Genomic DNA, 25,197 nt, shown 5'->3' with positions numbered 1-25,197 from the left:
CATGCGTTTAAAACTGATCGCCGTCGGCGCCCTGGCCTTGCTGGCCGGCTGCGCCACCCCACCGCCACCGGAGCCGGGCAGCGCCGCCAGCAAGGTTGTGGCGATGGGCAAGACCAAGAACATCGTGGTCGGCGCCATGCGCGTCGCCCGGGAAAACGGCTACCTGACCGTCAACGTGCAGTTGAGCAATACCAGCTTCAATAACAAGAACATGTACTACCGCTTTGCCTGGCTGGGGCCGGAAGGTTTTCCGATCGCAGAAGAGGAAAGCTGGAAAAGCCTGACGCTGTACGGCGAACAGACCCGCTTCCTGCCGGCCATCGCCCCAACGCCCAAGGCCGTGGATTTCCGCTTGGAAATCAATACCCCTTGAGATGCGAAAAACTGTGGGAGCGAGCTTGCTCGCGATAGCGTTCGTTCAGCCTGAATGGTTCGACTGGTACTGCGCCATCGCGAGCAAGCTCGCTCCCACAAAAGTTTGAGTGACGCCTTATCCTTTATTCAGTTTCGAGAGCCCACACATGTTCCTACGCATCTCCTCCCTCGCCCTCGCCGCCCTGCTCGTCAGCGGCTGCGCCAACAACTCGCCGGTACTGGGCAACAAGAACATCAGTTATGGCGACACCAAGGCCGTGGAAACCGTCACCAATGAATTCGGCTCCACCGACCTGCAGATGATCGCCGAGTCGATGACCCGCTCCCTCGCCCAATCCGGCGTCCTGCAGGGTCGCCCGGTGGTTCAGGTCTATGACGTGAAGAACAAGACCAGCGAATACATCGATACCCGGGAAATCACCACCAGCATCAAGACCCAGCTGATGAAGACCGGCGCGGCGCGTTTTGCCAGTGACAACAACGCCATGGACAGCCAGGTCGACCAGCTCAAGTTGCAGAACCAGAGCGGCTTGTACAAAAAGAGCACCGTGGCCAAGACCGGCAACATGATCGCGGCCAAATACCGCATCGAGGGCTCCATCAGCTCCATCGTCAAGCGCAGCGAAGACTACAAGGACGTCTTCTACAAATTCAGCCTGCAACTGATCGACGTCGAAAGCGGCCTGGCCGAATGGATGGACGAAAAAGAAATCCGCAAGACCACGGAGCGATAAGCCATGCGCACATGGATCGGCATGATGGCCCTGGCTTGCGCATTCACTGCGCAAGCGGCCCCAAGAGTCGCGGTGACTGACCTCGCCTATCAGGAGCGTGTGGAGGAGTACATCCACACGGTTTCGGCCCAGAACAATTTCCAGGCGAACGGATACGCCGCCAGCGCCTCGTCGAGCTACGACGAAATGGAGGCCACCAGCAGCTACATCGAACAGGGCGAGCTGCGCAAGTTCACCGGTGATATCAAGGGCGAGATCCTGCGCAGCGGGATGTTCCAGTTGGTGCAGGGCACGCCATATACCGCATCGTCGAAGGGCGACGTCTACGACGTGATCAAGCGGATCAAGGCGGGGAACTTCAAGGGCGCCGACTACGTGCTGTTCGGCACCGTGTCGGACATCGATTTCACCCGTGACATCAACGAGCTGGGCACTGCCGACAGCTACTCGGCGGTGCTTGCCCTGACGTTGGTGGCGGATTTCAGCCTGATCAATACCAAGACCTTTGAAATCACCTCGGCCTTTACCGCCATGGGCGAAGGCCAGGACACCAAGCTGATGAACCACCGGGACGTGCACATCAGCCTCAATCGTCCACGGGTCGTGCGCGAAGTTTCCAAGGCGCTGGGGGAAGACGTGGCGCAGCAGTTGAGCGAACAGCTCGGCGGCCCGATCCGTGAACAGGCCGGCGAACCTGTGCAGCGCAACAGCCTGCCGCGGGATACCGCGCCGGTGATCCTGCGCTGATCAACATCGTTGGGGGTGCTTTTTGTGGCGAGGGGATTCATCCCCGTTGGGGTGCGAAGCAGCCCCAGACATTCTGCGAGCGCTGCGCACTCGAACGGGGATGAATCCCCTCGCCACAGAAGCGTTCTGATACAGGCTTTGACTACACCGCAGCCTTGCGAATCGTCGCCAGCAAACCCGCCGCGCCAATGAACAGCCCGGCAAAGGTCCGGTTCATCCGTCGTTGCTGCTTAGGGGTACGCAACAGACGCAGCACCCTGGACGCCAGCCCGGTGTAGCCGGCCATGACAATCAGGTCGACGCAAACCATTGTCACGCCCAGGATCAGGTACTGCTTGACCAAGGGCGCGTGGGGATCGATGAACTGCGGCAACACGGCGAGCATGAACACCAGGGCCTTGGGGTTGCTGATGTTCACCAGGAAACCGCGGAACACCAGTGCCAGGGGCTTGCCGATGGGCCGAACGGCTGCATCGTCGCTGAGATCACCGGGGATCGCCCGCCATTGCTTGATACCCAGGTAGACCAGATAGGCCACGCCGAACCATTTGATGGCGTAAAACGCGGTGGCCGAAGCGGTGAGGATCGCGCCGACGCCTGCCGCGACGATCGCGATTTGCAACGCCAGGCCCAATTGCAGGCCCAAGGCATTCCAGTAGCCACGCCAGAAGCCGTACTGCAGGCCACTGGACATCGAGGCAATGGCCCCGGCGCCCGGCGAAAGACTGATAACCCAACAAGCGGCGAAGAACGCCAGCCACGTTTCTAGCAACATTGCACACCTCAGCTCGGATCCGTCGAAACGAATAAGCTAATGCGCCGCCGTTGGGATAACCACCGATTTTTTCGTGCACCAGCAAATAAGGCTATTCGACGAACCCGCCAACCGGAAACGCTTCGCTGCCGCGCCAACGGCGGACCGAGCGCTGGAAGAACAACGTATTGGGCACTTGCACCATTGAGCTTCCGGTCCCGAGCTCCTCGGGTTCGATCAACGTTGTGTAGAGCAGATTGATCGCCACCACCCGGCCCTTGATGCCTGGCTTGTCGGTGGCTTCCACCAGCTCGACCACGTCACCGAGGCGGAACGGCCCGACGGTGTAGATCAGAATGGCGCACAGCAGGTTCGACAACACGCTCCAGATGGCGAAGAAGGCCACCGCCGCCACGGCAACGAACCCCGACAGGGCCGTCCACAGAACCGTGGCCGAAACGCCCAGGCGCTCCAGTGCCACCAGCACGGCGCTGCCCATGATCAACCAGCGCAGCACACCGCGCAGGATGATGACCAACTGGGGCGGCAGCGGGTAGCGCTCACCCAGGCCCGTGAGCGCACGCGCCACGAAACGCTGGGCCACGTAACCTACCAGCAAGATCAGCAGGACTTGCACACCGAGCCAGATCGGCTCGATCCACATGACAGGTATGGGCAAGGACAACGCTTCCATCAGGACAGCGCCTCCAGCTCCGCTTGCAAGTTTTCCAGCAACTCCAGGGCCTGCATCCACGCCTCCTCAAGCTCCGCTTCCCGAACCTTCAGCCTGGCCTGCTCAGCCAGCAAGTCACGCAGCTCATCTTTGCGCGCTGCCTCGTAGAGACCACTGTCACCCAGGCTGGTTTCGATTTTCTGAAGTTTTTCATGGAGCTTGCCCAACTCGGCCTCGAGCTTGTCGGCCTCGCGCTTGTGTGGCGCCAGTTGCTGACGCAACGCCGCGGCGGCCTGACGCTGGGCTTTCTTGTCGGTCTTGTCCGGATTGACCGGCGTGGTGCTGACCGGTGCGTTGCGCTGGCGATAGTCCACCAGCCAGCGCGCATAGTCTTCAAGGTCACCGTCGAACTCTTCGACTTTACCGTCCGCGACCAGGAAGAAGTTGTCAGTGGTGCTCTTGAGCAAATGCCGGTCGTGGGACACCACCAGTACCGCACCGCTGAACTCCTGCAACGCCATGGTCAGCGCCAGGCGCATTTCCAGGTCCAGGTGGTTGGTCGGTTCGTCGAGCAGCAGCAGGTTCGGCCGGCCCCAGGCGATCAACGCCAGCGCCAGGCGAGCCTTTTCACCACCGGAGAAGTTCAGCACCGGTTCGTCGATACGCGCCCCGCGGAAATCAAAACCGCCGAGGAAATCCTTCAGCGTCTGCTCGCGCTCGGTCGGGGCCAGGCGCTGCAGGTGTAGCAATGGGCTGGCCTTGGCGTCGAGGGAATCCAACTGATGCTGGGCGAAATAGCCGACCACGGTGTTTTCACCGCGTGTCAGGCGCCCGGCCAAGGGCTCAAGCTCACCTGACAGATTCTTGATCAAGGTCGATTTACCGGCACCGTTAGGCCCCAGCAGACCGATCCGCGCGCCGGGCGTCAGTTGCAACTTGACCTTCTCCAGCACGGTTTTGTCGCCATAGCCCAGTCGCGCATCGGACAGGTCGATCAGTGGGCTGGAAATCTTCGACGACTCGCGGAAGACAAAATCGAATGGCGAATCGACATGGGCCGCCGACAGCTCTTCCATCCGCTCCAGCGCCTTGATCCGGCTCTGCGCCTGGCGGGCTTTGGTGGCCTGGGCCTTGAAGCGAGCGATGTAGCTTTCCATGTGCGCGCGCTGCGCCTGCTGCTTCTCGTAGGCTTGTTGTTGCTGCGCCAGGCGCTCGGCCCGAGCCCGCTCGAAGGCACTGTAGCCGCCGCGATACAAGGTGAGCTTGCGCTGGTCGACATGGGCGACGTGATCGACCACGGCGTCGAGGAAATCTCGGTCGTGGGAGATCAGCAGCAGCGTGCCGGGATAGCCCTTGAGCCAGTCTTCGAGCCAGATGATGGCGTCGAGATCCAAGTGGTTGGTCGGTTCGTCGAGCAACAGCAAGTCCGACGGGCACATCAGGGCTTGCGCCAGGTTCAGGCGCATCCGCCAGCCGCCGGAGAAATCCCCGACCTGACGGTCCATCTGTTCGTTGGTGAAGCCCAGGCCGGCCAGCAATTTACGAGCGCGGGCGTCGGCGGTGTAACCGTCGGCGCTGTCGAGCTCGGCGTGCAGGCGGGCTTGGGCGCCCCCATCATGCGCGGCTTCGGCTGCGGCCAGGTCACGCTGGACCTGACGCAGGCGCACGTCACCGTCAAGCACGTAATCCACCGCCAGGCGTTCGAGGGTATCGACCTCCTGGCGCATGTGGGCGATGCGCCAATCGGCCGGCAGGAAGCAATCGCCGGAGTCCGGGTGCAGCTCGCCACGCAGCAAGGCGAACAGGCTCGATTTGCCGGCGCCGTTGGCACCGATGAGGCCGGCTTTGTGGCCGGCGTGCAGGGTCAGCTCGGCGTCTTCTAGCAGACGTTGCGGGCCACGCTGTAAAGTCAGGTTCTGAAGTCGAATCATAATGGCGGCGGAGTCTACCAGCTTCGCTCGCAACTGGCGCGAGTAGCACGATGTCCTCTGATCTGTGGAGCTTTTCCCTCGACCTCTACGCCAAGCCTGGCGTGGAGCCCGCATGCCTGGCGCTACAGGCAGCCGGCGCAAATGTCTGCCTGCTGCTCTGCGGGCTATGGCTGGAACAGCGTGGCGTGACGTTCGATGAACAGCGGCTGGAGCAACTTCGGAACCTGGCGGAACCGTGGGATGAACAGGTCGTACAGCCATTGCGTGCGCTGCGCATTCAATGGAAAGAGGCTGCCCTGGAGGATGCAAGGCTCAATGGCCTGCGCGAGCAGATCAAGCGTCTGGAGTTGGAAGCCGAGCGGCAACTACTCGATCAATTGGAGACAGTGACCAAGGGTTGGCCGAAGGAACGACATGCAGGCGCGGGTCAATGGTTGCAAAGCGTGGCGGGAAACGCCGGCCGCCTTCACCACGACGCGCTGCATCAGCTGCGCGTCGCGGTGTCCGACACTTAGGAAGCGCGGGGTGGAGTGCTGCCCGATGCCACGGTAACGCTCGGATTCACAGCCGGTGCCGGCGTGCTGGCCGTTGGCGCGGGAGTCGCCGTAGGAGCGGGCGCTGGCGCGGCAGGCTTGGCAACCGGAGCAGTCGCTGGTTTTGCAGCGGCAGGCTTTTTCACGGCAGGCTTGGTCGCTGCTGGTTTTGTGGCGGGTTTGGCAGCGGCCGGCTTGGCCGTTACGGGTTTGGCCGCCGCAGGTTTGGCGGCTGCTGGTTTGGCTGCAGGTTTCGCCGCAACCTTGGCAGGCGCTTTGGCTGCAGCTGGCTTGGCTGCCGATTTCGCTGCAGGCTTGGTCGCTGGTTTGGCCGCAGCGGTTTTTGCCGCAGTTGACTTGGCTGCTGCAGGCTTCGCAGCAGCTGGTTTGGCAACTGCTTTAGTGGCAGGTTTGGCAGCAGCGGTTTTGGCGGCTGGCTTGGCGGCGACTTTTGCAGCGGGTTTGGCGACAGCAGGTTTCGCAGCCGTGGCTTTCGCAGCAGGCTTGGCCGCCGTCTTGACGGCCGGCTTGCTCGCCGCTGGTTTTACTGCACTGGCAGCAACCGGTTTTTTAACAGCAGGTTTGGCAGCTGGCTTGCTGGCAGCTTTTGCCCCAGCCTTGGCGGCTGGCTTGACGGGCGCCTTGGCTGGCGTTTTTGCAGCGGCAGGTTTAGCCACGGGTTTCTTGGCCGATACAGCGGCAGGCTTCGCAGCACGAAGGCTCAGTGCCTTGCCTACGGCTTCCTGGACGCGACCGACACCCTGGGCCAGTTTCAGGCTTTCCTGTGCGTCACGCTTGAGCTGCAGGATGTAGGCGCGGGTTTCGGACTGACGATCCTTCAGGGAGTCGAGCAGGTCTTCAAGTTCTTTCACGGCGTCTTTTGCCTTGGCTTGTGCCTTGGCCTTGCCAGCGGTTGCCGCGTCTTGCAGTTTGGTGCGCGACTTGTGCAGTTTTTCCTGCGCCTTGCCGCGTTGTTTTTCCAGCTTGGCGAGCAATTTTTCAGCATCAGCCAGAGCTTGGGAGCAGGCATTTTCCAGATGCTCGAGCAAGCTGCCCGACAGTTGTTGGAGCAAGTGCAACGGAGTGTTTACAGGCTTCTTGGTGGCCGACATGGTTTACCTCCTGACTGACGTGAGTGCGGCTCATACTAGACCTCTGCTGCAACCGCCGCTAGGGCATGTTGACACTACACATGGCGTTGCGTTGCAAGTCGCAAAAAATCTTCTGCGGCATTGTCACGGCCATGCGCTTGCACAGATATCGACACTGGCATAATCCCTCGAATCGAGGCCGGAGTAAGCACACATGTCGCGTCACCTTTTTCTACTCTTTTGCTTGGTCTTCCCTATGGCGCAGGCCGCGGAGAAAACCAACGCAAACGATGCCCACGACCTGGCCTACAGCCTCGGCGCGAGCCTTGGCGAACGCTTGCGCCAAGACGTGCCCGACTTGCAGATACAAGCCTTGGTCCAAGGCCTGCAACAGGCCTATCTCGGTAAGCCGCTGGCCCTGAAGGACGAGCGCATCGAACAGATCCTGGCCGAACACCAGGCGCAACTGACCGCGCAATCGGCATCACCCGAGACCCAAGTGGCGTTGAAGACCGAGCAGAAATTTCTCAACGATGAAAAAAGCCGACCGGGCGTCCAGCAACTGCCGGATGGGATCCTGCTGACCGAACTCAAGTCCGGCAACGGCAGCAAAGCCGGCCCTCACGGCAAGGTCCAGGTGCTGTATGTCGGTCGGTTGCCGGACGGCACGGTATTCGACTCCAACCATCAAGCGCAGTGGTTCAACCTCGATAGCGTGATCGACGGCTGGCGCAGTGCGTTGCCGCAGATGCCGGTGGGTGCGAAATGGCGGTTGGTGATTCCGTCGGCGCTGGCCTACGGTGCCGAAGGTGCAGGGGATGTGATTCCGCCTTTCACGCCACTGGTGTTTGAAATCGAATTGCTCGGCGCGACGACCTGAAGCAAAAAAAAACGGTGCGCAATGCGCACCGTTTTTCGTTTACCGCGAATCCCTCAAGCCTGGACCGCAGCCTCTTCCTTATGGGCGTTGTGCAACACTTCGATCAGGCAGTCTTCCAGCTCGAAACGCTCGTGGAGCAAGCCACCCAGCTCCTTGAATTTTTCCGCCACGCATTTGCCTTCGTCGCAGAGATCATTGAAGGCCAGCAATTTTTCGGTGATGACGTCGATGCGCGGATAAATCGTGTCGGCCAACTCCAGGCCACGCTTGTCGTTGAAGGCCTTGGCCTCGCCCGTCAGTTGTTCGTATATCTCGAAATGACCGGCAGACACATAGTCGACCAGCACACCGCAGAAATCCTGCAAGGGTTTGCGGCTTTCGCTCAGGGCTTCAGGCTTGGCGCCGAGAGCATCATAGGCCCGAACCAGTTCGTGACGCTCCTGCAACCAGCGGTCGATCAGCAGATGCACCCCACCCCAGCGTTCCTGAGCATTCTGACAACTTTCGAGCATGGTGATTTCTTCCCTTCTGAGTCATGCCCCTCGCAGCCTGAAACACACCTGGATGACCAGGAACACGCCAGGTACAACATGATCGAGTGGCACAATTCCAATGATACGTGCGGGCCAGATTATGCCCGCACGACAACCGCTTCAAGGTACGCAGGAGATAAAGTTCATACAAGTGTTTAATCCAGCACCCTGACCAACTGCGACGTCTGGTCGCTGAAAGGGCGGACCAGGGCATCCCAGGCCAGGCGCAACAGCAGGTAGGCCATCGAAATGGCCAGGGCAAGAAAAAACAGCAGGCTCCACTCGGGCAGGCTCAGATCGAATAACGTCCAAGTGACACTTGTGCAGTCGATAGCGCCCTCAAGCACATGGCTCATCGCATGCCACCACGAATCCGCTCCCTTCAACCGGGCAACGCAGTCAGGCAAACCCTCAACCGAAGCGCTCTGCACCAAGACCTGACGCCACGCCAGCATCAACCCTGCGGACGCGAATACCACCCCTGCGGTGGCATAGACAACACTGCCCTTTCGGCCAGGACCGTGCACGCAAGCCCCAAGGCAATTCACCAGGAAAATCGTCAGGCATAACCGCTGCAAAATGCACAAGCTGCACGGGGTCAGGCCGACCGCATATTCCAGGTAACTGGCGATACCCAGAGCCAGGGCTGCGGCAATGGAAGCCATGAGAAACAAGAAGCGTGAGCTGGCCAAAGACATGGCGGTTCCGTAACAGAAGAGACAAGCTGTTACGGTAGAGGAAAGCCGTCGGGCCTTTCAAGGCAGGCCCGTGCGGACACTTCACCAAAGGTGTAGGGAATTCCCGACAGACACAACGGGACTTGGCGCAGTTAGCTGTAGGACTTTACCGAAGACAGCACAATACCGTCGCTACAGCGACTAGATTGCTGCTTAAACGACCTGCGCCGGAACTGGCAGGGGTGCTGCAAGCAAACGCTCGTCCAACAACCCCAACCCCTCCTGGAAGAGCTGGTTGCTACGCTCCGCATCCCCCAGTTGCGCCAGCAACCGCGCAAGCTCGGCGCAAGCCTCGGGGTTGCGCTGGGCCCGCAAGCTGCTTTCAAGATAATCCCGGGCCTTGCCCCACAAACTGTTTTGCAGGCACAGGCGCCCCAGCGTCAACAGCAGGCTTGGGTCCGTCGGATGGTCCTTGAGCCAGCCCTCTGCCGCCTGCAATTGACGGGTTGGATCCGCACCGCGAACCAAGCCGTACAGGCGTGCCAGGTGACTGTCGTACTGGCGCTTGAGGGCGGTGCGCAACACGTCTTCCGCTTCTACTTGGGCGCCCAGCTGCCGGAGCTGTTCGGCATAGGCCAACACCAGTGCCGGCTCCTGGCGTTGTGCGGAACTCAATTGTTGCCAGGCGCGGTTGAGCGACTGCAAGCCGACGCTGCCATCGGCTTCGCGGTGTGCCGCCAGGGTGAGGTTTTCGCCCCAGGCACGACGCTCCAGCTCGGCCAGTTCGGCGGCGGGCAGCACCTTGTCCTTGCGCAGCTCAGGCAACAGCCTGATCACCGCCGACCAGTCACCGCGCTGTTGGTGCAAACGCTGCAACTGACGCAGGACCTGCACGTTATGCGGATGGCGATCATGCATGGCTTGCAGCGTATCCAGAGCACCGTCGGTGTCGCCCCGGTCCGTCTGCAACTGAGCGTGTGTCAGCGCGATGGCCAGTTCCGCCTGGGGCTGACGCTCCAGGGCTCGCTCCAGCAAACTGTCGCTTTGCTCATAAAGACCTTGTTCGTTGGCCGCACGGGCGGCACCGAGGTAATACAACAAGGGTTGGCGCTCGGCTTCGGCCGCACGGTGCAGGTGCCGCTGGGCGCTGGCCCAGCGACCTTCAGCCAGGTCCAACTGGCCGTGCTCGATGGCGACTTGCACGCGACGACTGCGGTTGCGGCGCGACCACGGATTGACCACGCCAGTGGACGTGGTGACCAGCCCGATCAAGGCGCTCACGCCCCGCCATACCAGCCAGAGCACAGCCAGCAATGCGAGGGTGACCCAGAGACCGGCTTCGTAACGAAAGTTCTTGTACGCCACGAGCACGTAACCCGAATGCTCGGCAATCGCCACGCCCAGCACGGCGGCGACAGCGATGACCACGAACAGAATCACGTAGAGGCGTTTCATGGCGTGGTCTCCTGCCCGCCAGCCTTGGGCATCGGCTTGACGGAATCTTCGGCATTCACGTTGCGACGTTCAAGGTAGGCCTGGACCGCGCTCAACGTGCCGGTCAGGTCCGGCGTGACTACAGTGACCGGCGACTTGCTCAGCTCGACGACGCGCTCGAGCATGATCCTGCTTTGCGGGTTGTCCTGGTTGAAGTTGTTCTTGAGCACATCCCGCGCTTCGGCCAACGCCTGGGTGTAGACCGGCGCCTGGCCGTTGAGAGCGGCCCATTGCGCCTGCTCCAGCGCCAGGCTCAAGGCCAGGCGCACCTGCATCAAGCTCTGCCCGGCCAGGAGTGGGCGAACGTTTTCATCGGCATTGAAATCGATGCGGATGTAGCGGGAGATCTGATCCCACCACTGCGCCCAACGGCTGGCACCATCGCCATCGGCGGTCAGGCCCAACAGGGATTCACCGCGATCCTTGTACTCGGGCGCCACTTCTGAAAGCTGCAGTACCTGGTCGCGCAAGGCACCCAACTGGAGGAACAGGCCGGTGCGATCCGGTTGTTCGGTGCTGCGCAGCGCGGCGAGAGTCCTGGCCAGTTGCTCGCGTGCGGCGAACGATCCCGGATCGTTTTGCTCGCGCAGGATTTCATCCGCGCCCTGCACCAATGCCTGGGCGCTGCTGATGTCTTGCAGTGCGGAAAGGCGCAGGCTGGCCAGGCGCAACAAGTGTTCGGCTTCAGCCAGGCGCCAATCCTTGCGGCTGGCACCGAGCACGGTTTCCAGGCGCTGGTTCAAGCGCTGCTGATCGCCCTGCAACTGCGCGACCTGGCGGCGCCGCTCTTCCAATTCTTCAGCCGCGGGCAACTGCTCCAGGCGCTCACTCAGGCGTTGCTCATTGAGCTTGAGGCTCTGGGCCTGGTCATTGAGCGTCTGGACCTGGGCAGACTGCTGCTGGGTGTTGGCTTGCAAGTGGCGCACTTGCCACACGCCCCAGCCACCCACCGCCACGCCGGCGGCGCCCAACAACAGCGCGACAATCGCCAGTCCGTTGCCGCGACGCGGCGCAATCGGCGCCTTGGCGTCGAGCGGAGCATCGAGCGCTGGCTGATCTTGATCTTTTGGCAAGGCTGTTTCGCTCACGTGTCCATCCTTTGCATTAGAAAACGGCACGGATTGTTCCCGTAACGCCGCCAGCAAAGCCGCGGCGCTGGCGCCACGGCAATCCACAACTGTCCGAGCCCCGGCGGCACGCGCCATCTCGGCGACCCTGGGGCTTGGCACGAACAACGGTAGCCGCGCCAGGGCGGGCCACGCTTCACCGGCCAACCGGTGCAGATGCTCGAAGCTCTGCCCACTGCTGACCACCAGGGCGTTCAAGCGTTCCGCTTCAACCTTCGCCGGCAAAGCGTCCTGGCCATATTGCGGCAGGCCGCGCCGGTACAGCTCCAGGTAATCGACACTAGCACCTTGCTCGCGCAAACGCTCTGCCAGCAAACCGCGCCCGCCTTCACCGCGCACGATCAAGACGCGTGGGTCAGGTCGGTCGATAGCCTGTCGCAACGCCGCAAGCTCAAGCAAGGCCTCGCTGTCGTCGCCATTATCGGGATAAGACACGCCAAGGCCGGCGTCGGCAAGAATCTGGCCGGTCGCAGCCCCCACGCTGAACCATGGTTGGTCCGGGGGGTGTGGCCAATATTGGCGCAGCAGTTCCACGCACAACCGTGCAGCGGGTTTGCTGACCACGATCACGGCACAATATTGATCCAAGGCCTGGAGGGTCGCCTGCCCTGGCGCTGAAAGGGGAATCGGCTCGATATCCAGCAATGGCAGGCTGCTGCTGTAGACACCGGCATCCGCCAGGACAGCCGCCAGCGCGCGCGACTCGTCCGCTGGACGGGTAAGCAGCAGGCGCCAACCTGTCACGCGGGGCCTGCCTCGCCGTAGACTTTTTTGAGGATGTCGTCAGCGCCTTGGCTCAGCAGGTCTTCGGCGACCCGCACACCCAGCGCCTCGGCATCGCGCCACGGTGCCCGGGCTTCAGCGCTGAGCAGCGTGCCGCCGCTCGGATCGCCGACCAGGCCACGCAACCAGACTTGCTCGCCCTCGAGCACGGCGTAGCAGGCAATCGGCACCTGGCAGCCGCCATTCAGATGTTTGTTGAGGGCGCGTTCGGCGAATACACGGATGGCGGTGTCTTCGTGGTGCAAAGGCGCCAGCAAGGCGTGGATTTCATCGTCGGCGCTGCGGCACTCGATCCCTACCGCACCCTGCCCGCCAGCCGGCAGGCTGTCGTCGACACTGATGGCCGAGGTGATGCGGTCTTCGAAACCCAAGCGGATCAAACCGGCGGCGGCGAGGATGATCGCGTCGTACTCGCCGGCATCGAGCTTCGCCAGGCGGGTGTTGACGTTGCCGCGCAGGAAACGGATCTGCAGATCGGGACGACGGGTCAGCAACTGAGCCTGGCGACGCAGGCTGGAAGTACCCACCACACTCCCGGCGGGCAGTGCATCAAGGCTGGCATAGGTATTGGAGACGAACGCATCGCGCGGGTCTTCCCGTTCGCAGATACAGAAAAGACCCAGGCCCAGGGGGAAATCCATGGGCACGTCCTTCATCGAATGCACGGCGATATCGGCTTCGTTGTCCAGCAAGGCCGTTTCCAGTTCCTTGACGAACAGGCCCTTTCCCCCGATCTTCGACAGTGGCGAATCCAGCAGCTTGTCCCCGCGGCTGACCATCGGCACCAGCGTCACGATCAAACCGGGATGGGCCGCTTCCAGGCGGGCTTTGACGTATTCGGCCTGCCAGAGGGCCAAGGCGCTTTTACGGGTGGCGATGCGGATCTCGCGAGGGGACATGGATCAATCCGTACTTAAAAGATACGGCAGATAATAACAGCTCAGCCAAATCCGCTTTGATTTGAATCACGACCCCGAGGCCTCCCTGGCCGCCAATCCTGGAAACAGAACCCATCGAGGCGTCGTGCTAAAGCTGCTGCATCATCTTGCGCACACCCGCGACATGCCGCCGGCTGACAATCAGTGCATCGCCGTTAAGCCCTTTGAGGTACAACTGGAAATGCCCATGGGGCGTGCGCTGCAACCGCTCGATGCGTTCACGCGCCACCAACGCGTTGCGGTGAATGCGCACGAACCGCTCGCCGAACTCGTCCTCGAGGGCCTTGAGTGGCTCGTCCAGCAGCACTTCGCCGCTTTCGTGGCGCAACGTCACGTATTTATGATCCGCAATGAAATAGACCACCTGGTTCAACGGGATCAGTTCGATCCCCTTGCGCGTCCGCGCACTGATATGGCTGCGAGGACCGCTGCCACTTTCGGCGGCAGGACGGGTCAGCGCCGCCAGTTGTGTGCGGTTCGGCCGCTCTGCCTTGCGCAGCGCCTCTTCCAGCGCCTCAACGGAAACAGGCTTGATCAGGTAGCCCACGGCGCCGGCCTGCAATACCTCGGGGGGAAAGTCATCCCGAGTGGTGCAGAACACCACCGCGGGCGGGGACTCGCGCTCGCACAGCTTCGCCGCGACCTGCAAGCCGTCCAGGCCAGGCATGCGAATGTCGAGCAGCACGATATCCGGCTTGTGGCTGTCGATAAGGGCCAATGCCTCTTCGCCATTGGTGGCGCTCGGCTCCAGGACACTGTAACCCTCGAGTTCACCGAGCAATCGGCTCAGGCGCTCGCGGGCCAGTGGTTCGTCGTCAACGATCAGGACATTCATATTGCGCTGGATTCCTGCGTGAGTCTCGCACAAGGATAGCGTAGACAGGGGAAGTGACATCCGTCACCGCGATCCACGCTAAGACTCGTCCGAGGGCCAAAAAGTGCCGCGAGGCGGTTGCCTATCTTTACCAGCGCTTGCCGACCGATGCTCGAGGCCTGTTGTCGCACAGCGTCGCCACAGGGTTTGTTAACAATCGATTTGACCAATATGCACACCCCCTTGCTTGGTGCATCCGATGCGTCCAGGTGAAAAAGCAAAGCCTTACCGTCCACTGTAGACGGTTGCCGCGACGATATTGCTCAATCGAAAAATATCGTTGTGCGAAAAACCCTTTGGATCCGTTGGCGTTCGCTGCGAAAAACCTGGCGACCACTGCCAGCGCCAGCCCCGGCAACCCTGCTATCATCCGCCACAGCCTTCAACCGCTACTTTTTTCCAGCCGATCACGAGCGAATTCATGAGCACTGACAAGACCAATCAGTCCTGGGGCGGCCGCTTCAGTGAACCCGTCGACGCCTTCGTCGCCCGCTTCACCGCCTCCGTCAACTTCGACCAGCGCCTGTATCGCCACGACATCATGGGCTCGATCGCCCACGCCACCATGCTGGCCAAGGTCGGCGTGCTGACCGATGCCGAGCGCGACAGCATCATCAATGGCCTGAAGACCATCCAGGGCGAGATCGAGTCCGGCCAGTTCGACTGGCGTGTCGATCTGGAAGACGTGCACATGAACATCGAGGCGCGCCTGACCGATCGCATCGGCGTGACCGGCAAGAAGCTGCACACCGGCCGCAGCCGCAACGACCAGGTCGCCACCGACATCCGCCTGTGGCTGCGCGATGAAATCGACCTGATCCTGGCCGAGATCACCCGCCTGCAAAAAGGCCTGCTGGAACAGGCCGAGCACGAGGCCGAGAGCATCATGCCCGGCTTCACGCACCTGCAGACCGCGCAACCTGTAACGTTTGGGCATCACATGCTCGCCTGGTTCGAGATGCTCAGCCGCGACTACGAGCGCCTGGTGGATTGTCGCAAGCGCACCAACCGCATGCCCCTGGGCAGCGCTGCGCTGGCCGGCACCACCTACCCGATCGACCGTGAGTACACCGCGCAACTGCTGGGCTTCGATGCCGTCGGCGGGAACTCGCTGGATAATGTCTCGGACCGCGATTTCGCCATCGAATTCTGCGCCGCCGCGAGCATTGCCATGATGCACCTGTCGCGCTTCTCCGAAGAACTGGTGCTGTGGACCAGTGCGCAATTCCAATTCATCGATCTGCCCGACCGCTTCTGCACCGGCAGCTCGATCATGCCGCAAAAGAAAAACCCTGACGTACCGGAACTGGTACGGGGCAAGAGCGGCCGGGTATTCGGTGCGCTGATGGGCCTGTTGACCCTGATGAAAGGCCAGCCACTGGCCTATAACAAGGATAACCAGGAAGACAAGGAACCGCTGTTCGACGCGGCCGACACCTTGCGCGATTCGCTGCGGGCTTTCGCCGACATGATCCCGGCCATCAGGCCCAAGCATGCGGTCATGCGCGAAGCGGCCCTGCGCGGCTTCTCCACCGCTACCGACCTGGCCGACTACCTCGTGCGCCGTGGCTTGCCGTTCCGTGATTGCCACGAAATCGTTGGCCATGCGGTGAAGTACGGCGTGGACACTGGAAAGGACCTGGCGGAAATGAGCCTGGACGAACTGCGCCAGTTCAGCGACCAGATCGAGCAGGACGTGTTTGCGGTGCTGACCCTGGAAGGTTCGGTCAATGCCCGTGACCACGTTGGCGGAACGGCGCCGGCGCAGGTCAAGACAGCCGTGGTGCGAGGCCAGGCTCTGCTCGCCAGCCGCTAACAGCTCAAAGCCAAAAGCATCGCGAGCAAGCTCGCTCCCACAGTAGATCTTCGGTAGACGCATAATTGCGAACATTGGAGATCCAACTGTGGGAGCGAGCTTGCTCGCGATAGCGCCCTTCAGAGCAGCAAAAGTATCACTTCTTGGCGGAGATCCTTGCCAAAAACGCCGGCATCTCTGCCTCCCTGTCCGCCGCTATCCGCTGCACGTGCGGGTTCTGCCCCATCCGTTCCATCAAGGCTTTCGCCTTTGGCATATCGGCCAGCAGGTCGATATCGAAGACTTTCTTGCCCACCTGCAAGACCAGCGACAGGCTGTAGTAGAAGTACAAGTCGGCAACGCTCAGGGTCTCACCCGCCACGTACGGCGCGAATTTTCCGTGCCGGCCGAGGGAAGCGAACCCCAGCAGCAATTCACCCTTGGCCTTCTCCTTGACCGCATCCGGCACCGGCATGCCGAAAAAAGCCTCGGCGTAGCAGGCACGTCCAGGCAACTCGATGTACAGCTCGATTTCCCGGCACAAGGCCAACACCTGGGCCCGCTCGAACGGATCGGCGGGCAACAAGGCCTTGCCTGGCTGGGTTTGCTCGAGGTATTCGAGGATCACGCTGGTTTCGTTGATAAATCCCTGCTCGGTCTTCAGCACCGGCACTTTGCCGCGAGGGCTGATGGCCAGCGCTTCGGGAGTCTGGGCCCCCACGAACGGGATCTCTTCGAAGGGCAGCCCCTTCTCCAGCAGCGCCAGCTTGACCATGTTGTAATAATTGCTGACACAAAAACCATAAAGCTTAAGCATTCCATAGCCTCCAGGCCGTACGGGGGTTGGCAGCCTTGGGTTATAGCCCGCCGACGCATTTCGCGCCAGGCGCATCACCCCGCTGAATGCAGGTAAACTGGCGCCCTTTCCCAAAGGAGCCTGCCATGAGCGAGCCGACCGACATTGACAACGACGAGGAAGAATTCGTCGAGAACACGCTGATCCAGGCCATTGAAAACCAGATCGAAAGCGACAACCCGCCAGCGGCCAAGGCCACGTTCAACAAGCTGACCCTGGTGGGTTATGAGCGCGACGAGATCCTCAACCTGATGGCCCACGTGCTGGCGGTGGAAATCGACGCGATCCTGGAAGAAGACCGCCCGTTCAATACCGAGTGGTACGAAGCCGCGTTGCGCGCCCTGCCCGAGCTGCCGCCGGAAAAGAACTGAATCGACAAGCACAGCTGCTCTTTGTGGCGAGGGGATTTATCCCCGCTGGACTGCGCAGCAGGCCCAAAATGGTAATGAATCCATTTTTTAGGGCCGCTTCGCGCCCCAGCGGGGATAAATCCCCTCGCCACAAGGGACTTGCCTGGACTCGCTACAAAAAACAAAAAAAGCATGACACTGACACTGGACAGCTCGGCCAAGTGCGCTCACCTTAGTGACGCTGTCGTCCAAATTCCTAGAAAGTCTGGAGTCCTTATGTCGCTTACCCCTGAGCTGGTTGCCGAACTGGAAATCCTTGCACTCTTCAACCTGGACAGTTCCCAGGAAGGCCTGAAAATTCATCAGACCGCTGCCCCCAAAGCTATCGCCGCTGCCCAACGGCTGTTTGAAAAAGACTTGATAGACCAACCCGATGGCGGCTACCTGACCAGCCTGGGGCGTGATGCCGCGCAAAATGTGCAAACTGTCCTGACAATACTCCGCGCCGAAGAAACCGCCTGATCTCTCCCCGCCCACGGAAATCCCCTTCCTCGGGATTTCCGCAGGCGTACAGGCTTCTTGCGTAAAAATCCTGATTTCAAAATCATTTCCAGCTCAAGAATTCCAAGAGACGGGCGCTAACCTGCCATCACCTGTGTTGTTCCCCACGTTCGACGCCGCGAGCCGGTTTGAGCTGACATGACCCGCAATCACGAAATACGCCCCGATCTGGACGAGGGAATCGACCGCAAGGTCCTGAGCCAGTTGCGCGCGCGTTTTCTCAAGCTCAACTCCGTACGCATGGAGCGTGCCCTGGAAGGTCTGTCGACCCGCCAGCAAGGCGTGCTGACGCTGCTTCCCCTGTTTTTTCACGTCAACCATCCGCTGCTGCCCGGCTACGTCTCGGGGAGCACGCCCGCCGGGTTATCCAATTACGAACCCGACGCCAACGTCCTCGCCGAAGCCCAACGCCTGACCCGGTCGTTTTCCTACAAGCCGCGCCATGGCAGCAACCCACCACGGCCGATCCTTGGCCTGTTCCTGATGGGCAGCCTCGGCACCCTGGCCCAGGCCGACCAGAGCGATATGGACGTGTGGGTGTGCCACGGGCCGGACCTGAGCGACGATGAACTGGCCGAGCTGCGCAAGAAATGCCAGTTGCTGGAAATCTGGGCTGCGACCCAGGGCGCTGAAGCGCACTTTTTTCTCATCGACCCGGCGCGATTCGTCCGGGGCGAACGGGACAATCAGCTCAGCTCCGATGACTGTGGCACCACGCAACACTATTTGTTGTTGGACGAGTTCTACCGCACCGCGATCTGGCTGGCCGGGCGTACGCCGATCTGGTGGCTGGTGCCGGTCTACGAAGAAGAAAACTATGAGCAATACACCCATACGCTGATATCCAAGCGTTTCATTCGTGCAGACGAAACCCTGGACTTGGGACACCTGGCCTACATCCCGCCGGGAGAATTCATCGGCGCCGGGCTCTGGCAGTTGTTCAAGGGCATCGAATCTCCCTACAAGTCCGTGCTCAAGCTCCTGCTCACCGAGGTCTACGCCAGCGAACACCCAACGGTGCGCTGCCTGAGCCTGCGCTTCAAGCAGGCCGTATTCGCCAACCGCCTGGACTTGGACGAGCTGGATCCATACATGGTGGTTTATCGCCGGATCGAGGAATACCTCAACGCCCGTGGCGAACCCGAGCGCCTTGAGCTGATCCGGCGTGCGCTGTACCTCAAGGTCAATCGCAAGCTCACCGGCCCGGTTCGCAGCAGCGGCTGGCAGCGCAACCTGCTGGAACGCCTGGCCCGTGAGTGGGGCTGGGATCAACGTCAACTCGCCCTGCTGGACAGCCGCAGCCAATGGAAGGTGCGCCAGGTCAGCAATGAGCGGCGCGCGCTGGTCGGCGAGCTGACCTACAGCTATCGCTTCCTGACCCAGTTCGCCCGCACCGAAAAGACCGTCAGCCTGATCAACAAGCGCGACCTGAATGTCCTCGGTCGTCGGTTGTACGCGGCCTTCGAGCGCAAGGCCGACAAGGTCGAATTCATCAATCCTGGAATCGCCCCGGACCTGGCCGAAGACACCCTGACCCTGGTCCAGTCGCCGAACAAGAAAGAACCGGGGCAGAACCAGTGGGGCTTGTACAACGGCAGCCTGAACGCCCTGGAATGGGAAAACTTCGCCCCCATCAAGCGCAGCCGCGAATTGCTTGAATTGCTCACCTGGTGCCATCGCAACGGCGTGATCGACAGCAGCACGCGCCTGGCGCTGCACCCCGGCGAAAGCGACCTGAGCGAGTTTGAACTGTTCAACCTGCTGGGCAGCCTGCAACAGGCCATCGCCCTGCCCCTGACCACAGTCGACGAAGAGCAGTTGCTGCATGCCAGCGTCCCCAGCGAAGTGCTGATCCTGGTGAACGTCGGCGTCGACCCGCTCAAGCATCATCGCGACCTGAACATCCTGATGACCACCGAGCGCACCGATTCCCTGAGCTATGCCGGGGTGCGGGAGAACCTGGTGCTGACCCTCGACCAGGTCACGCTCAATAGCTGGAATGAAGTGCTGGTCACCCGCTTCGACGGCGAGCATGCGTTGCTCGACTGTTTGCGCGATTACCTCAACGATCTGCCGGCGACACGGCACCAGCCACGCTTGCAGGTCCGCTGTTTCTGCCACAACCGCGCGCAGTTCATCGCGCGACGGGTCGAGGAAGTTATCGAGACGGCCCAGACCTTGCTGCTGAGCAGACTCAACTATCGCTACCTGCTTCAGGTCCAGCAGCACTACCACGTGCTGGAATTGGTGCCGGGCCAGGTCAACCACGTGGCGCTCGGCAGCCTGTCGGCGCTGATGGATTATCTGGGCGAAGAATTGACGGCCTATAGCCCGCTGAACTTGGACGCGATGGCGCTGGAAGATCACGACGTAGCGCTGATCCTGCCCATGGGCCAGCCCGAGTGCATCCAGGTGTTCTACCGGGTCTATGAAGAAGAAGCCGAGCTGTACGTGCTCGATGAGTTCAATGCGTTGTGGCAGCAACGCTTGCCATTCCACGATGAACAAAGCCTGCTGGTGCCGCTGCAGCGATTCCTGCAATCGGTACTTTACCGCCGCGATGCCTTGTTACCGATGGACGGGGCGCAGCCCCTGCCCTTGGAAATTCTCTATTACCAACTCTTGCCTTCTGGCAGCGGACGGGCCCGGCGTGTCGAATCACGGCAATCGCCGCAAACGCCGGTCAACAAGTCGTTCTATGACGTACAGGCGATCATCGGCAAAGCCGCGCACGGCCAGGTGCACGTCACCCTCTATTGCGATCAGCGCGAATTTTCGGAGCTGGAACATGGCGACCAATTGTTCCGCGTGGTCGCCAGGGAAATTGTCGGCCAGCGCCGCGAGGCCGAGCGCTATCGCTGCTACATCACCGACCTGGACCTCTCGGGCCTGGTGGGTGACAGCGCTTGCTCAAGCAATTTGTTCCTGCGCTACAAGGCGGACCTGGAACGCGCGCTGAACGAGGCGCTGAACCAGGTCTGAGACGGGGTCAGAACGCGCAGTCGCCGCCATTGACCGGCTGCGACTCGACTTCCAGCAAGGTCAGTTTCAGCGTCTTGCCGCCCGGGGCCGGCCAGTCGATGTGCTGCCCGACCTTCAAGCCCAGCAAGGCGCTGCCCACTGGCGCAAGAATCGAAATCCGCCCCTCGTCCGCATTGGCGTCCTGTGGATAGACCAACGTCAGGTGATAATCCTTGCCGCTGCTTTCCTCGCGGCAGTGCACCCGCGAATTCATGGTCACGACATCGGCAGGCACTTCATCGTGTCCCACCAGGGTTTCGGCGCGATCCAGTTCGGTTTGCAAGGCGACCACGCCTGGCAGCGTTTCATCCAGGCTGTCGATCAAGCGCTCCAGACGCTGTACGTCCAGGCGAGTCAGGGTGATGGAAGGTGCGGTCATGGTCCAGGCAGACTCCTTTCTTCTGCACGAAAAAAGCAAAACCCCGCCACATAAAGACGGGGTTTTCACGCGCCTCGATGAGGTGAGGCGTTGCTGGACACTACCACAGCTCAAAAAATATACAACCCGAGGAAGGCTCGCCCTGCCCATGGGCAACACAGAACCCTTGTGGCGAGGGAGCTTGCTCCCGCTCGGCTGCGCAGCAGTCGCAGTTTTTTGGGGTCGCTTCGCCCGAGGCGTCGGACCGTCCCAGCGGGAGCAAGCTCCCTCGCCACAAAGCGCTCATCCATCCGTGAGTGGCTACTTCAGGGATCGGCGCTTGAGCGCCTCGGCACAAATCACCCGCCGACGCTCATCGTCGGCCGAGCGCCATTCGCGGATATCCTCCACATGCCGGAAACAGCCGAGGCAGACCTTATGCTCATTGAGCTTGCACACGCTGGTGCACGGCGACGGCACGGCCGGGCTGACATTGCTGTAGAGCGGCTTGGGCGGCCGCGCCGGGACGGTCTGGCTCACGAAATCACAAGCCTTCGAAATCGAATTCGACGCCGGCCTGTTGCTTGACGATGCGTTCAAGCATCTCGCCCAGTTGCTCTTCGCTCTTGTCACACATCCAGCGCTCGCTTTCCTCGTCGTAGTCGAAGTGGAAGCCGCCGGACACCGCCGCCAGCCACAACTGTCGCAACGGTTCCTGGCGGCTGAAAATCAGCTGGGTACCGTTTTCGAACTTGACCGTCAGCACGCCGGCGGACATTTCAAGGTCGATGTCCAGGTCGCTTTCTTCGAAGATATCCTCCAGCGTTTGCTGGGTCGCATCGACCAGATCGTGGAAACGGGCTTCAGTCAAACTCATTGCGGCAACCTCGAAAATGTCTGCTCATGCTCAAGCGCCGCAAGATACGGACGCGCCCGGCTGAATGCAAAGGATAACGACCAAGGGCCCGTGGGTGCTGAACATTGTTCACCAAATGGGCGCCGCTGGAGCCCAAGGCCCGCCGGACGGGCGCCCCGTTGCATAGGCAAGCTGTCGGGTGGCCGGTATACTCCGGCGCAATTAACGCATTTTCAAGGATTTCGCCATGAAGCGCCTGATCTCTTCCCTTGCTGCGCTCGTCGCGGTTGCCTGCCTTGTGACAGCCTGTGGTCAAAAAGGTCCGCTGTACCTGCCTGATGACAGCAAGTCTCCCGAAGAACAAGCAGAGCAGGCCAAGTCGTCGCAATCCAAATCCCACACGCACGACACCCAGACCACCTACTAAGGGAACGCCATGGACGCTTTTAACTACCGTGGCGGGGAGCTGTTCGCGGAAGGGGTCGCCCTGTCTGCGATCGCCGAACGTTTCGGCACGCCGACCTACGTCTATTCCCGTGCCCACATCGAAGCCCAGTACCGCACGTTCGCCGATGCCCTCGACGGCATGCCGCACCTGGTGTGCTTCGCTGTAAAAGCCAACTCGAACCTGGGCGTGCTCAACGTCCTGGCACGCCTGGGCGCCGGCTTCGACATCGTGTCCGGTGGCGAGCTGGAGCGTGTGCTGGCCGCTGGCGGCAGCGCTGACAAGATCGTGTTCTCCGGCGTTGGCAAGACCCGCGAAGACATGCGTCGCGCCCTGGAAGTCGGAGTGCACTGCTTCAATATCGAATCCACCGATGAGCTGGAACGCCTGCAAGTCGTCGCCGCCGAACTGGGCGTTCGTGCGCCGGTTTCCCTGCGCGTGAACCCGGACGTCGACGCCGGCACCCATCCGTACATTTCCACCGGCCTGAAGGAAAACAAGTTCGGCATCGCCATTGCCGACGCCGAGGACGTGTACGTGCGCGCCGCCCAACTGCCGAACCTGGAAGTGCTGGGCGTCGATTGCCACATCGGCTCGCAACTGACCACCCTCGAACCCTTCATCGACGCCCTCGACCGCCTGCTGGCACTGGTCGATCGCCTCGGCGACTGCGGCATCTACCTGCGTCATATCGACCTGGGTGGTGGTGTCGGCGTGCGCTATCGCGATGAAGAGCCGCCGCTGGTGGCCGACTACATCAAGACCGTGCGCGAACGCCTCGACGGCCGCGACCTGGCGTTGATGTTCGAGCCGGGCCGCTACATCGTCGCCAACGCCGGCGTGCTGCTGACCCAGGTCGAGTACCTCAAGCACACCGAACACAAGGATTTCGCCATCGTCGATGCGGCCATGAACGACCTGATCCGCCCGGCGCTGTACCAGGCCTGGATGGACGTCACCGCCGTGCGCCCACGTGACAGCGAAGCCCGCAGCTACGACATCGTCGGGCCGATCTGCGAAACCGGTGACTTCCTCGCCAAGGGTCGTGAGCTCGCGCTGGAAGAAGGCGATCTGCTGGCCGTGCATTCGGCGGGTGCCTACGGGTTTGTCATGAGTTCCAACTACAACACCCGTGGCCGCTGCGCCGAGGTGCTGGTGGACGGTGATCAGGCATTCGAAGTACGCCGCCGCGAGACGGTAGCCGAGCTGTTTGCCGGCGAAAGCCTGCTGCCGGAGTAATACCATGCTGCTGCGTTTTACCAAGATGCACGGCCTGGGCAATGACTTCATGGTCCTCGACCTGGTCAGCCAGCACGCGCACATCCTGCCCAAGCACGCCAAGCAATGGGGTGATCGGCACACCGGTATCGGTTTCGACCAGTTGCTGATCGTCGAGGCGCCCAACAACCCGGACGTGGATTTCCGCTACCGGATCTTCAACGCCGACGGTTCGGAAGTGGAACAGTGCGGTAACGGCGCGCGCTGCTTCGCCCGCTTCGTGCTGGACAAGCGCCTGACCGCCAAGCGGCAGATTCGCGTCGAGACCAAGAGCGGCATCATCGAACTCGATGTGCGCAGCGACGGCCAGATCGGCGTCAACATGGGTGCTCCACGCCTGGTGCCGGCGGACATTCCGTTCCAGGCGCCGGCCCAGGCCCTGAACTACACCGTTGATGTCGACGGCACGCCAGTGGAACTGGCGGCGGTGTCCATGGGCAATCCCCATGCAGTGCTGCGCGTGGACGACATCAACGGCGCACCGGTACACGCACTGGGGCCGAAGATCGAAAACCATCCGCGCTTTCCGGCACGGGTAAACGTGGGTTTCCTGCAAGTGATCGACCGCCACCGCGCCCAACTGCGCGTCTGGGAACGCGGCGCCGGGGAAACCCAGGCCTGCGGCACCGGCGCCTGCGCTGCGGCCGTCGCTGCGATCAGCCAAGGGTGGATGGATTCGCCCCTGTTGATCGACCTGCCCGGCGGGCGCCTGTCCATCGAGTGGGCAGGCCCTGGCGAACCGGTCATGATGACCGGCCCGGCCGTACGCGTATACGAAGGACAAGTTCGTCTTTGAGTGAGCCAAACCCATGACCGACAAGCCAAAGGTTCCAGCCCCGCAATCCGACGAAACCCCGAGCCTCCCGGACTCAGTGGCGGTGGCCGCGTACCTGGAGGCGCATCCGGACTTCTTCGTCGAGCATGAAGACCTGCTTGCCACGATGCGGATCCCCCACCGGCGCGGCGATACCGTGTCGCTGGTCGAGCACCAGATGAAGATCCTGCGTGAGCGCAACATCGAGATGCGCCATCGCCTTTCGCACCTGATGGACGTCGCCCGGGACAACGATCGGCTCTTCGACAAGACCCGGCGGCTGATTCTTGCACTGATGGATGCCAGCACCCTGGAAGACGTGGTGATGAGCGTCGAGGACAGCCTGCGCCAGGATTTCCAGGTGCCCTTCGTCAGCCTGATCCTGTTTGGCGACAACGCCATGCCGGTGGGCCGCTGGGTCACCCACGCCGACGCGCAGACAGCCATCGGCGGCCTGCTCACGGAGAACAAAAGTGTCAGCGGCAGCCTGCGCGAGCACGAGCTGGACTTCCTGTTTGGCGAGGAGCAGCGCAAGCAGATCGGTTCCACTGCAGTCGTGGCCATCGCCCACCAAGGCGTCCACGGCGTATTGGCCATCGCCAGCCGCGATCCGCAGCACTACAAGAGCTCGGTGGGCACGTTGTTCCTGAGCTACATCGCCGAAGTCACCGGTCGGGTGCTGCCACGGGTCGCCGGTTCGCTGCGCTCGGTACGCTGAC

General features: G+C 61.6%; 27 protein-coding genes and 2 pseudogenes. 13 read left to right on the top strand and 16 right to left on the bottom strand.

All coding sequences use genetic code 11. From position 1 onward, the window contains the following. The first annotated feature begins 1 nt into the window (after nt 1). The 3 genes from JMN22_RS01675 (at nt 2) to JMN22_RS01665 (ending at nt 1,856) form a co-directional block, all read left to right on the top strand. Nucleotides 2–373, top strand: a complete 372-nt coding sequence (locus JMN22_RS01675) for a YcfL family protein (RefSeq protein ID WP_030138154.1) — start codon at nt 2–4, stop codon at nt 371–373. Between the two features lie 148 nt (nt 374–521). Beyond that, nucleotides 522–1,109 carry a penicillin-binding protein activator LpoB gene (gene lpoB, locus JMN22_RS01670; RefSeq protein WP_030138155.1) on the top strand — a complete coding sequence of 196 codons (588 nt, stop codon included), beginning with the start codon at nt 522–524 and terminating at the stop codon, nt 1,107–1,109. A gap of 3 nt (nt 1,110–1,112) precedes the next feature. After that, entirely contained in the window at nt 1,113–1,856 is a 744-nt protein-coding gene (locus JMN22_RS01665; RefSeq protein ID WP_198797525.1) for a penicillin-binding protein activator LpoB, read from the top strand. A 142-nt stretch (nt 1,857–1,998) separates the two neighbouring features. Here the strand turns inward: JMN22_RS01665 and rhtB are convergent, their stop codons facing one another. The 3 genes from rhtB to JMN22_RS01650 form a co-directional block, all read right to left on the bottom strand. Then, nucleotides 1,999–2,631, bottom strand: coding sequence for a homoserine/homoserine lactone efflux protein (gene rhtB / locus JMN22_RS01660; RefSeq protein WP_030138157.1), 633 nt, complete (start codon nt 2,629–2,631; stop codon nt 1,999–2,001). A gap of 91 nt (nt 2,632–2,722) precedes the next feature. After that, nucleotides 2,723–3,304, bottom strand: a complete 582-nt coding sequence (locus tag JMN22_RS01655; protein WP_030138158.1) for a mechanosensitive ion channel family protein — start codon at nt 3,302–3,304, stop codon at nt 2,723–2,725. Further along, entirely contained in the window at nt 3,304–5,214 is a 1,911-nt protein-coding gene (locus JMN22_RS01650) for an ATP-binding cassette domain-containing protein (protein WP_030138159.1), read from the bottom strand. The genes JMN22_RS01655 and JMN22_RS01650 overlap by 1 nt, the downstream gene beginning before the upstream one ends. Before the next feature lie 50 nt (nt 5,215–5,264). On the opposite strand from JMN22_RS01650, the gene JMN22_RS01645 reads away from it, so the two are divergent. Next, nucleotides 5,265–5,729, top strand: coding sequence for a TIGR02444 family protein (locus tag JMN22_RS01645; RefSeq protein ID WP_198797526.1), 465 nt, complete (start codon nt 5,265–5,267; stop codon nt 5,727–5,729). Here the strand turns inward: JMN22_RS01645 and JMN22_RS01640 are convergent. Next, nucleotides 5,726–6,859, bottom strand: coding sequence for an AlgP family protein (locus tag JMN22_RS01640; RefSeq protein WP_198797527.1), 1,134 nt, complete (start codon nt 6,857–6,859; stop codon nt 5,726–5,728). The two genes, JMN22_RS01645 and JMN22_RS01640, sit on opposite strands and share 4 nt — an antisense overlap. A 193-nt stretch (nt 6,860–7,052) precedes the next feature. Here JMN22_RS01640 and JMN22_RS01635 point away from each other — a divergent pair, with 193 nt between their 5' ends. Then, on the top strand, nt 7,053–7,718 hold the full coding sequence (locus tag JMN22_RS01635; protein WP_198797528.1) for an FKBP-type peptidyl-prolyl cis-trans isomerase: 666 nt from the start codon (nt 7,053–7,055) through the stop codon (nt 7,716–7,718). 53 nt (nt 7,719–7,771) lie between these two features. Here the strand turns inward: JMN22_RS01635 and JMN22_RS01630 are convergent, their stop codons facing one another. The 8 genes and pseudogenes from JMN22_RS01630 to JMN22_RS26460 all read right to left on the bottom strand — a co-directional run. After that, complete coding sequence (locus JMN22_RS01630) at nt 7,772–8,230, bottom strand: Rsd/AlgQ family anti-sigma factor (RefSeq protein WP_030138163.1); 459 nt, start codon at nt 8,228–8,230, stop codon at nt 7,772–7,774. A 176-nt stretch (nt 8,231–8,406) separates the two neighbouring features. After that, nucleotides 8,407–8,949 (bottom strand): disulfide bond formation protein B, encoded by a 543-nt coding sequence (locus JMN22_RS01625; protein ID WP_198797529.1) that lies wholly within the window; start codon nt 8,947–8,949, stop codon nt 8,407–8,409. Nucleotides 8,950–9,141: 192 nt separating this feature from the next. Further along, a complete protein-coding gene (locus tag JMN22_RS01620) occupies nt 9,142–10,383 on the bottom strand; it encodes a heme biosynthesis protein HemY (RefSeq protein WP_030138165.1) in 1,242 nt (413 codons plus the stop codon). Continuing rightward, nucleotides 10,380–11,510, bottom strand: a complete 1,131-nt coding sequence (locus JMN22_RS26470) for a uroporphyrinogen-III C-methyltransferase (protein WP_337248682.1) — start codon at nt 11,508–11,510, stop codon at nt 10,380–10,382. Before JMN22_RS26470 ends, JMN22_RS01620 begins: the two co-directional genes overlap by 4 nt. Before the next feature lie 36 nt (nt 11,511–11,546). Next, nucleotides 11,547–12,293, bottom strand: a pseudogene (locus tag JMN22_RS26465) (uroporphyrinogen-III synthase); the annotation flags it as partial. Next, the gene (gene hemC / locus JMN22_RS01610; protein WP_198797531.1) at nt 12,290–13,231 is read right to left on the bottom strand and encodes a hydroxymethylbilane synthase; all 942 of its coding nucleotides are present in this window, start codon (nt 13,229–13,231) and stop codon (nt 12,290–12,292) included. The gene hemC and the pseudogene JMN22_RS26465, both read right to left, overlap by 4 nt. 127 nt (nt 13,232–13,358) lie before the next feature. Beyond that, nucleotides 13,359–14,105: a LytR/AlgR family response regulator transcription factor gene (locus JMN22_RS01605; RefSeq protein WP_030138167.1), complete on the bottom strand. Its 747-nt coding sequence runs from the start codon at nt 14,103–14,105 to the stop codon at nt 13,359–13,361. Then, nucleotides 14,102–14,251 (bottom strand): annotated as a pseudogene (locus JMN22_RS26460) (sensor histidine kinase); the annotation flags it as partial. The pseudogene JMN22_RS26460 and the gene JMN22_RS01605, both read right to left, overlap by 4 nt. 314 nt (nt 14,252–14,565) lie before the next feature. Here JMN22_RS26460 and argH point away from each other — a divergent pair. Continuing rightward, a complete protein-coding gene (gene argH, locus JMN22_RS01600; protein WP_198797532.1) occupies nt 14,566–15,960 on the top strand; it encodes an argininosuccinate lyase in 1,395 nt (464 codons plus the stop codon). A gap of 136 nt (nt 15,961–16,096) precedes the next feature. Here the strand turns inward: argH and JMN22_RS01595 are convergent, their stop codons facing one another. Then, nucleotides 16,097–16,756 carry a glutathione S-transferase family protein gene (locus JMN22_RS01595; protein WP_198797533.1) on the bottom strand — a complete coding sequence of 220 codons (660 nt, stop codon included), beginning with the start codon at nt 16,754–16,756 and terminating at the stop codon, nt 16,097–16,099. Nucleotides 16,757–16,881: 125 nt separating this feature from the next. On the opposite strand from JMN22_RS01595, the gene JMN22_RS01590 reads away from it, so the two are divergent. From JMN22_RS01590 to JMN22_RS01580, 3 genes are all read left to right on the top strand, one after another. After that, nucleotides 16,882–17,166, top strand: a complete 285-nt coding sequence (locus JMN22_RS01590) for a hypothetical protein (RefSeq protein ID WP_198797534.1) — start codon at nt 16,882–16,884, stop codon at nt 17,164–17,166. 255 nt (nt 17,167–17,421) lie between these two features. Then, nucleotides 17,422–17,667 (top strand): TIGR02647 family protein, encoded by a 246-nt coding sequence (locus tag JMN22_RS01585; RefSeq protein WP_030138169.1) that lies wholly within the window; start codon nt 17,422–17,424, stop codon nt 17,665–17,667. A gap of 177 nt (nt 17,668–17,844) precedes the next feature. Beyond that, nucleotides 17,845–20,688 (top strand): class I adenylate cyclase, encoded by a 2,844-nt coding sequence (locus JMN22_RS01580; RefSeq protein ID WP_198797535.1) that lies wholly within the window; start codon nt 17,845–17,847, stop codon nt 20,686–20,688. A gap of 7 nt (nt 20,689–20,695) precedes the next feature. On the opposite strand, the gene rnk is transcribed toward JMN22_RS01580, so the two are convergent. From rnk to cyaY, 3 genes are all read right to left on the bottom strand, one after another. After that, on the bottom strand, nt 20,696–21,106 hold the full coding sequence (gene rnk, locus JMN22_RS01575; RefSeq protein WP_030138171.1) for a nucleoside diphosphate kinase regulator: 411 nt from the start codon (nt 21,104–21,106) through the stop codon (nt 20,696–20,698). A gap of 300 nt (nt 21,107–21,406) precedes the next feature. Continuing rightward, nucleotides 21,407–21,625 (bottom strand): DUF1289 domain-containing protein, encoded by a 219-nt coding sequence (locus tag JMN22_RS01570; RefSeq protein WP_198797536.1) that lies wholly within the window; start codon nt 21,623–21,625, stop codon nt 21,407–21,409. A 4-nt stretch (nt 21,626–21,629) separates the two neighbouring features. Further along, entirely contained in the window at nt 21,630–21,962 is a 333-nt protein-coding gene (cyaY, locus tag JMN22_RS01565; RefSeq protein WP_030138173.1) for an iron donor protein CyaY, read from the bottom strand. Nucleotides 21,963–22,188: 226 nt separating this feature from the next. Here cyaY and lptM point away from each other — a divergent pair, with 226 nt between their 5' ends. Genes lptM through JMN22_RS01545 form a run of 4 tightly spaced genes read left to right on the top strand, consistent with a single transcriptional unit; the run spans nt 22,189 to nt 25,196 of the window. Next, nucleotides 22,189–22,368 (top strand): LPS translocon maturation chaperone LptM, encoded by a 180-nt coding sequence (gene lptM / locus JMN22_RS01560; RefSeq protein WP_030138174.1) that lies wholly within the window; start codon nt 22,189–22,191, stop codon nt 22,366–22,368. A 9-nt stretch (nt 22,369–22,377) separates the two neighbouring features. Beyond that, nucleotides 22,378–23,625: a diaminopimelate decarboxylase gene (gene lysA / locus JMN22_RS01555; protein WP_030138175.1), complete on the top strand. Its 1,248-nt coding sequence runs from the start codon at nt 22,378–22,380 to the stop codon at nt 23,623–23,625. A gap of 4 nt (nt 23,626–23,629) precedes the next feature. Further along, nucleotides 23,630–24,460, top strand: coding sequence for a diaminopimelate epimerase (gene dapF, locus JMN22_RS01550; RefSeq protein WP_198797537.1), 831 nt, complete (start codon nt 23,630–23,632; stop codon nt 24,458–24,460). A 13-nt stretch (nt 24,461–24,473) separates the two neighbouring features. Then, on the top strand, nt 24,474–25,196 hold the full coding sequence (locus tag JMN22_RS01545) for a DUF484 family protein (protein ID WP_030138177.1): 723 nt from the start codon (nt 24,474–24,476) through the stop codon (nt 25,194–25,196). The last annotated feature ends 1 nt before the right edge of the window (nt 25,197 follow it).

The organism is Pseudomonas sp. HB05 (genome assembly GCF_016756915.1).
Taxonomy (GTDB): domain Bacteria; phylum Pseudomonadota; class Gammaproteobacteria; order Pseudomonadales; family Pseudomonadaceae; genus Aquipseudomonas; species Aquipseudomonas alvandae.
This window is presented reverse-complemented; position numbering and strand designations above follow the sequence as displayed.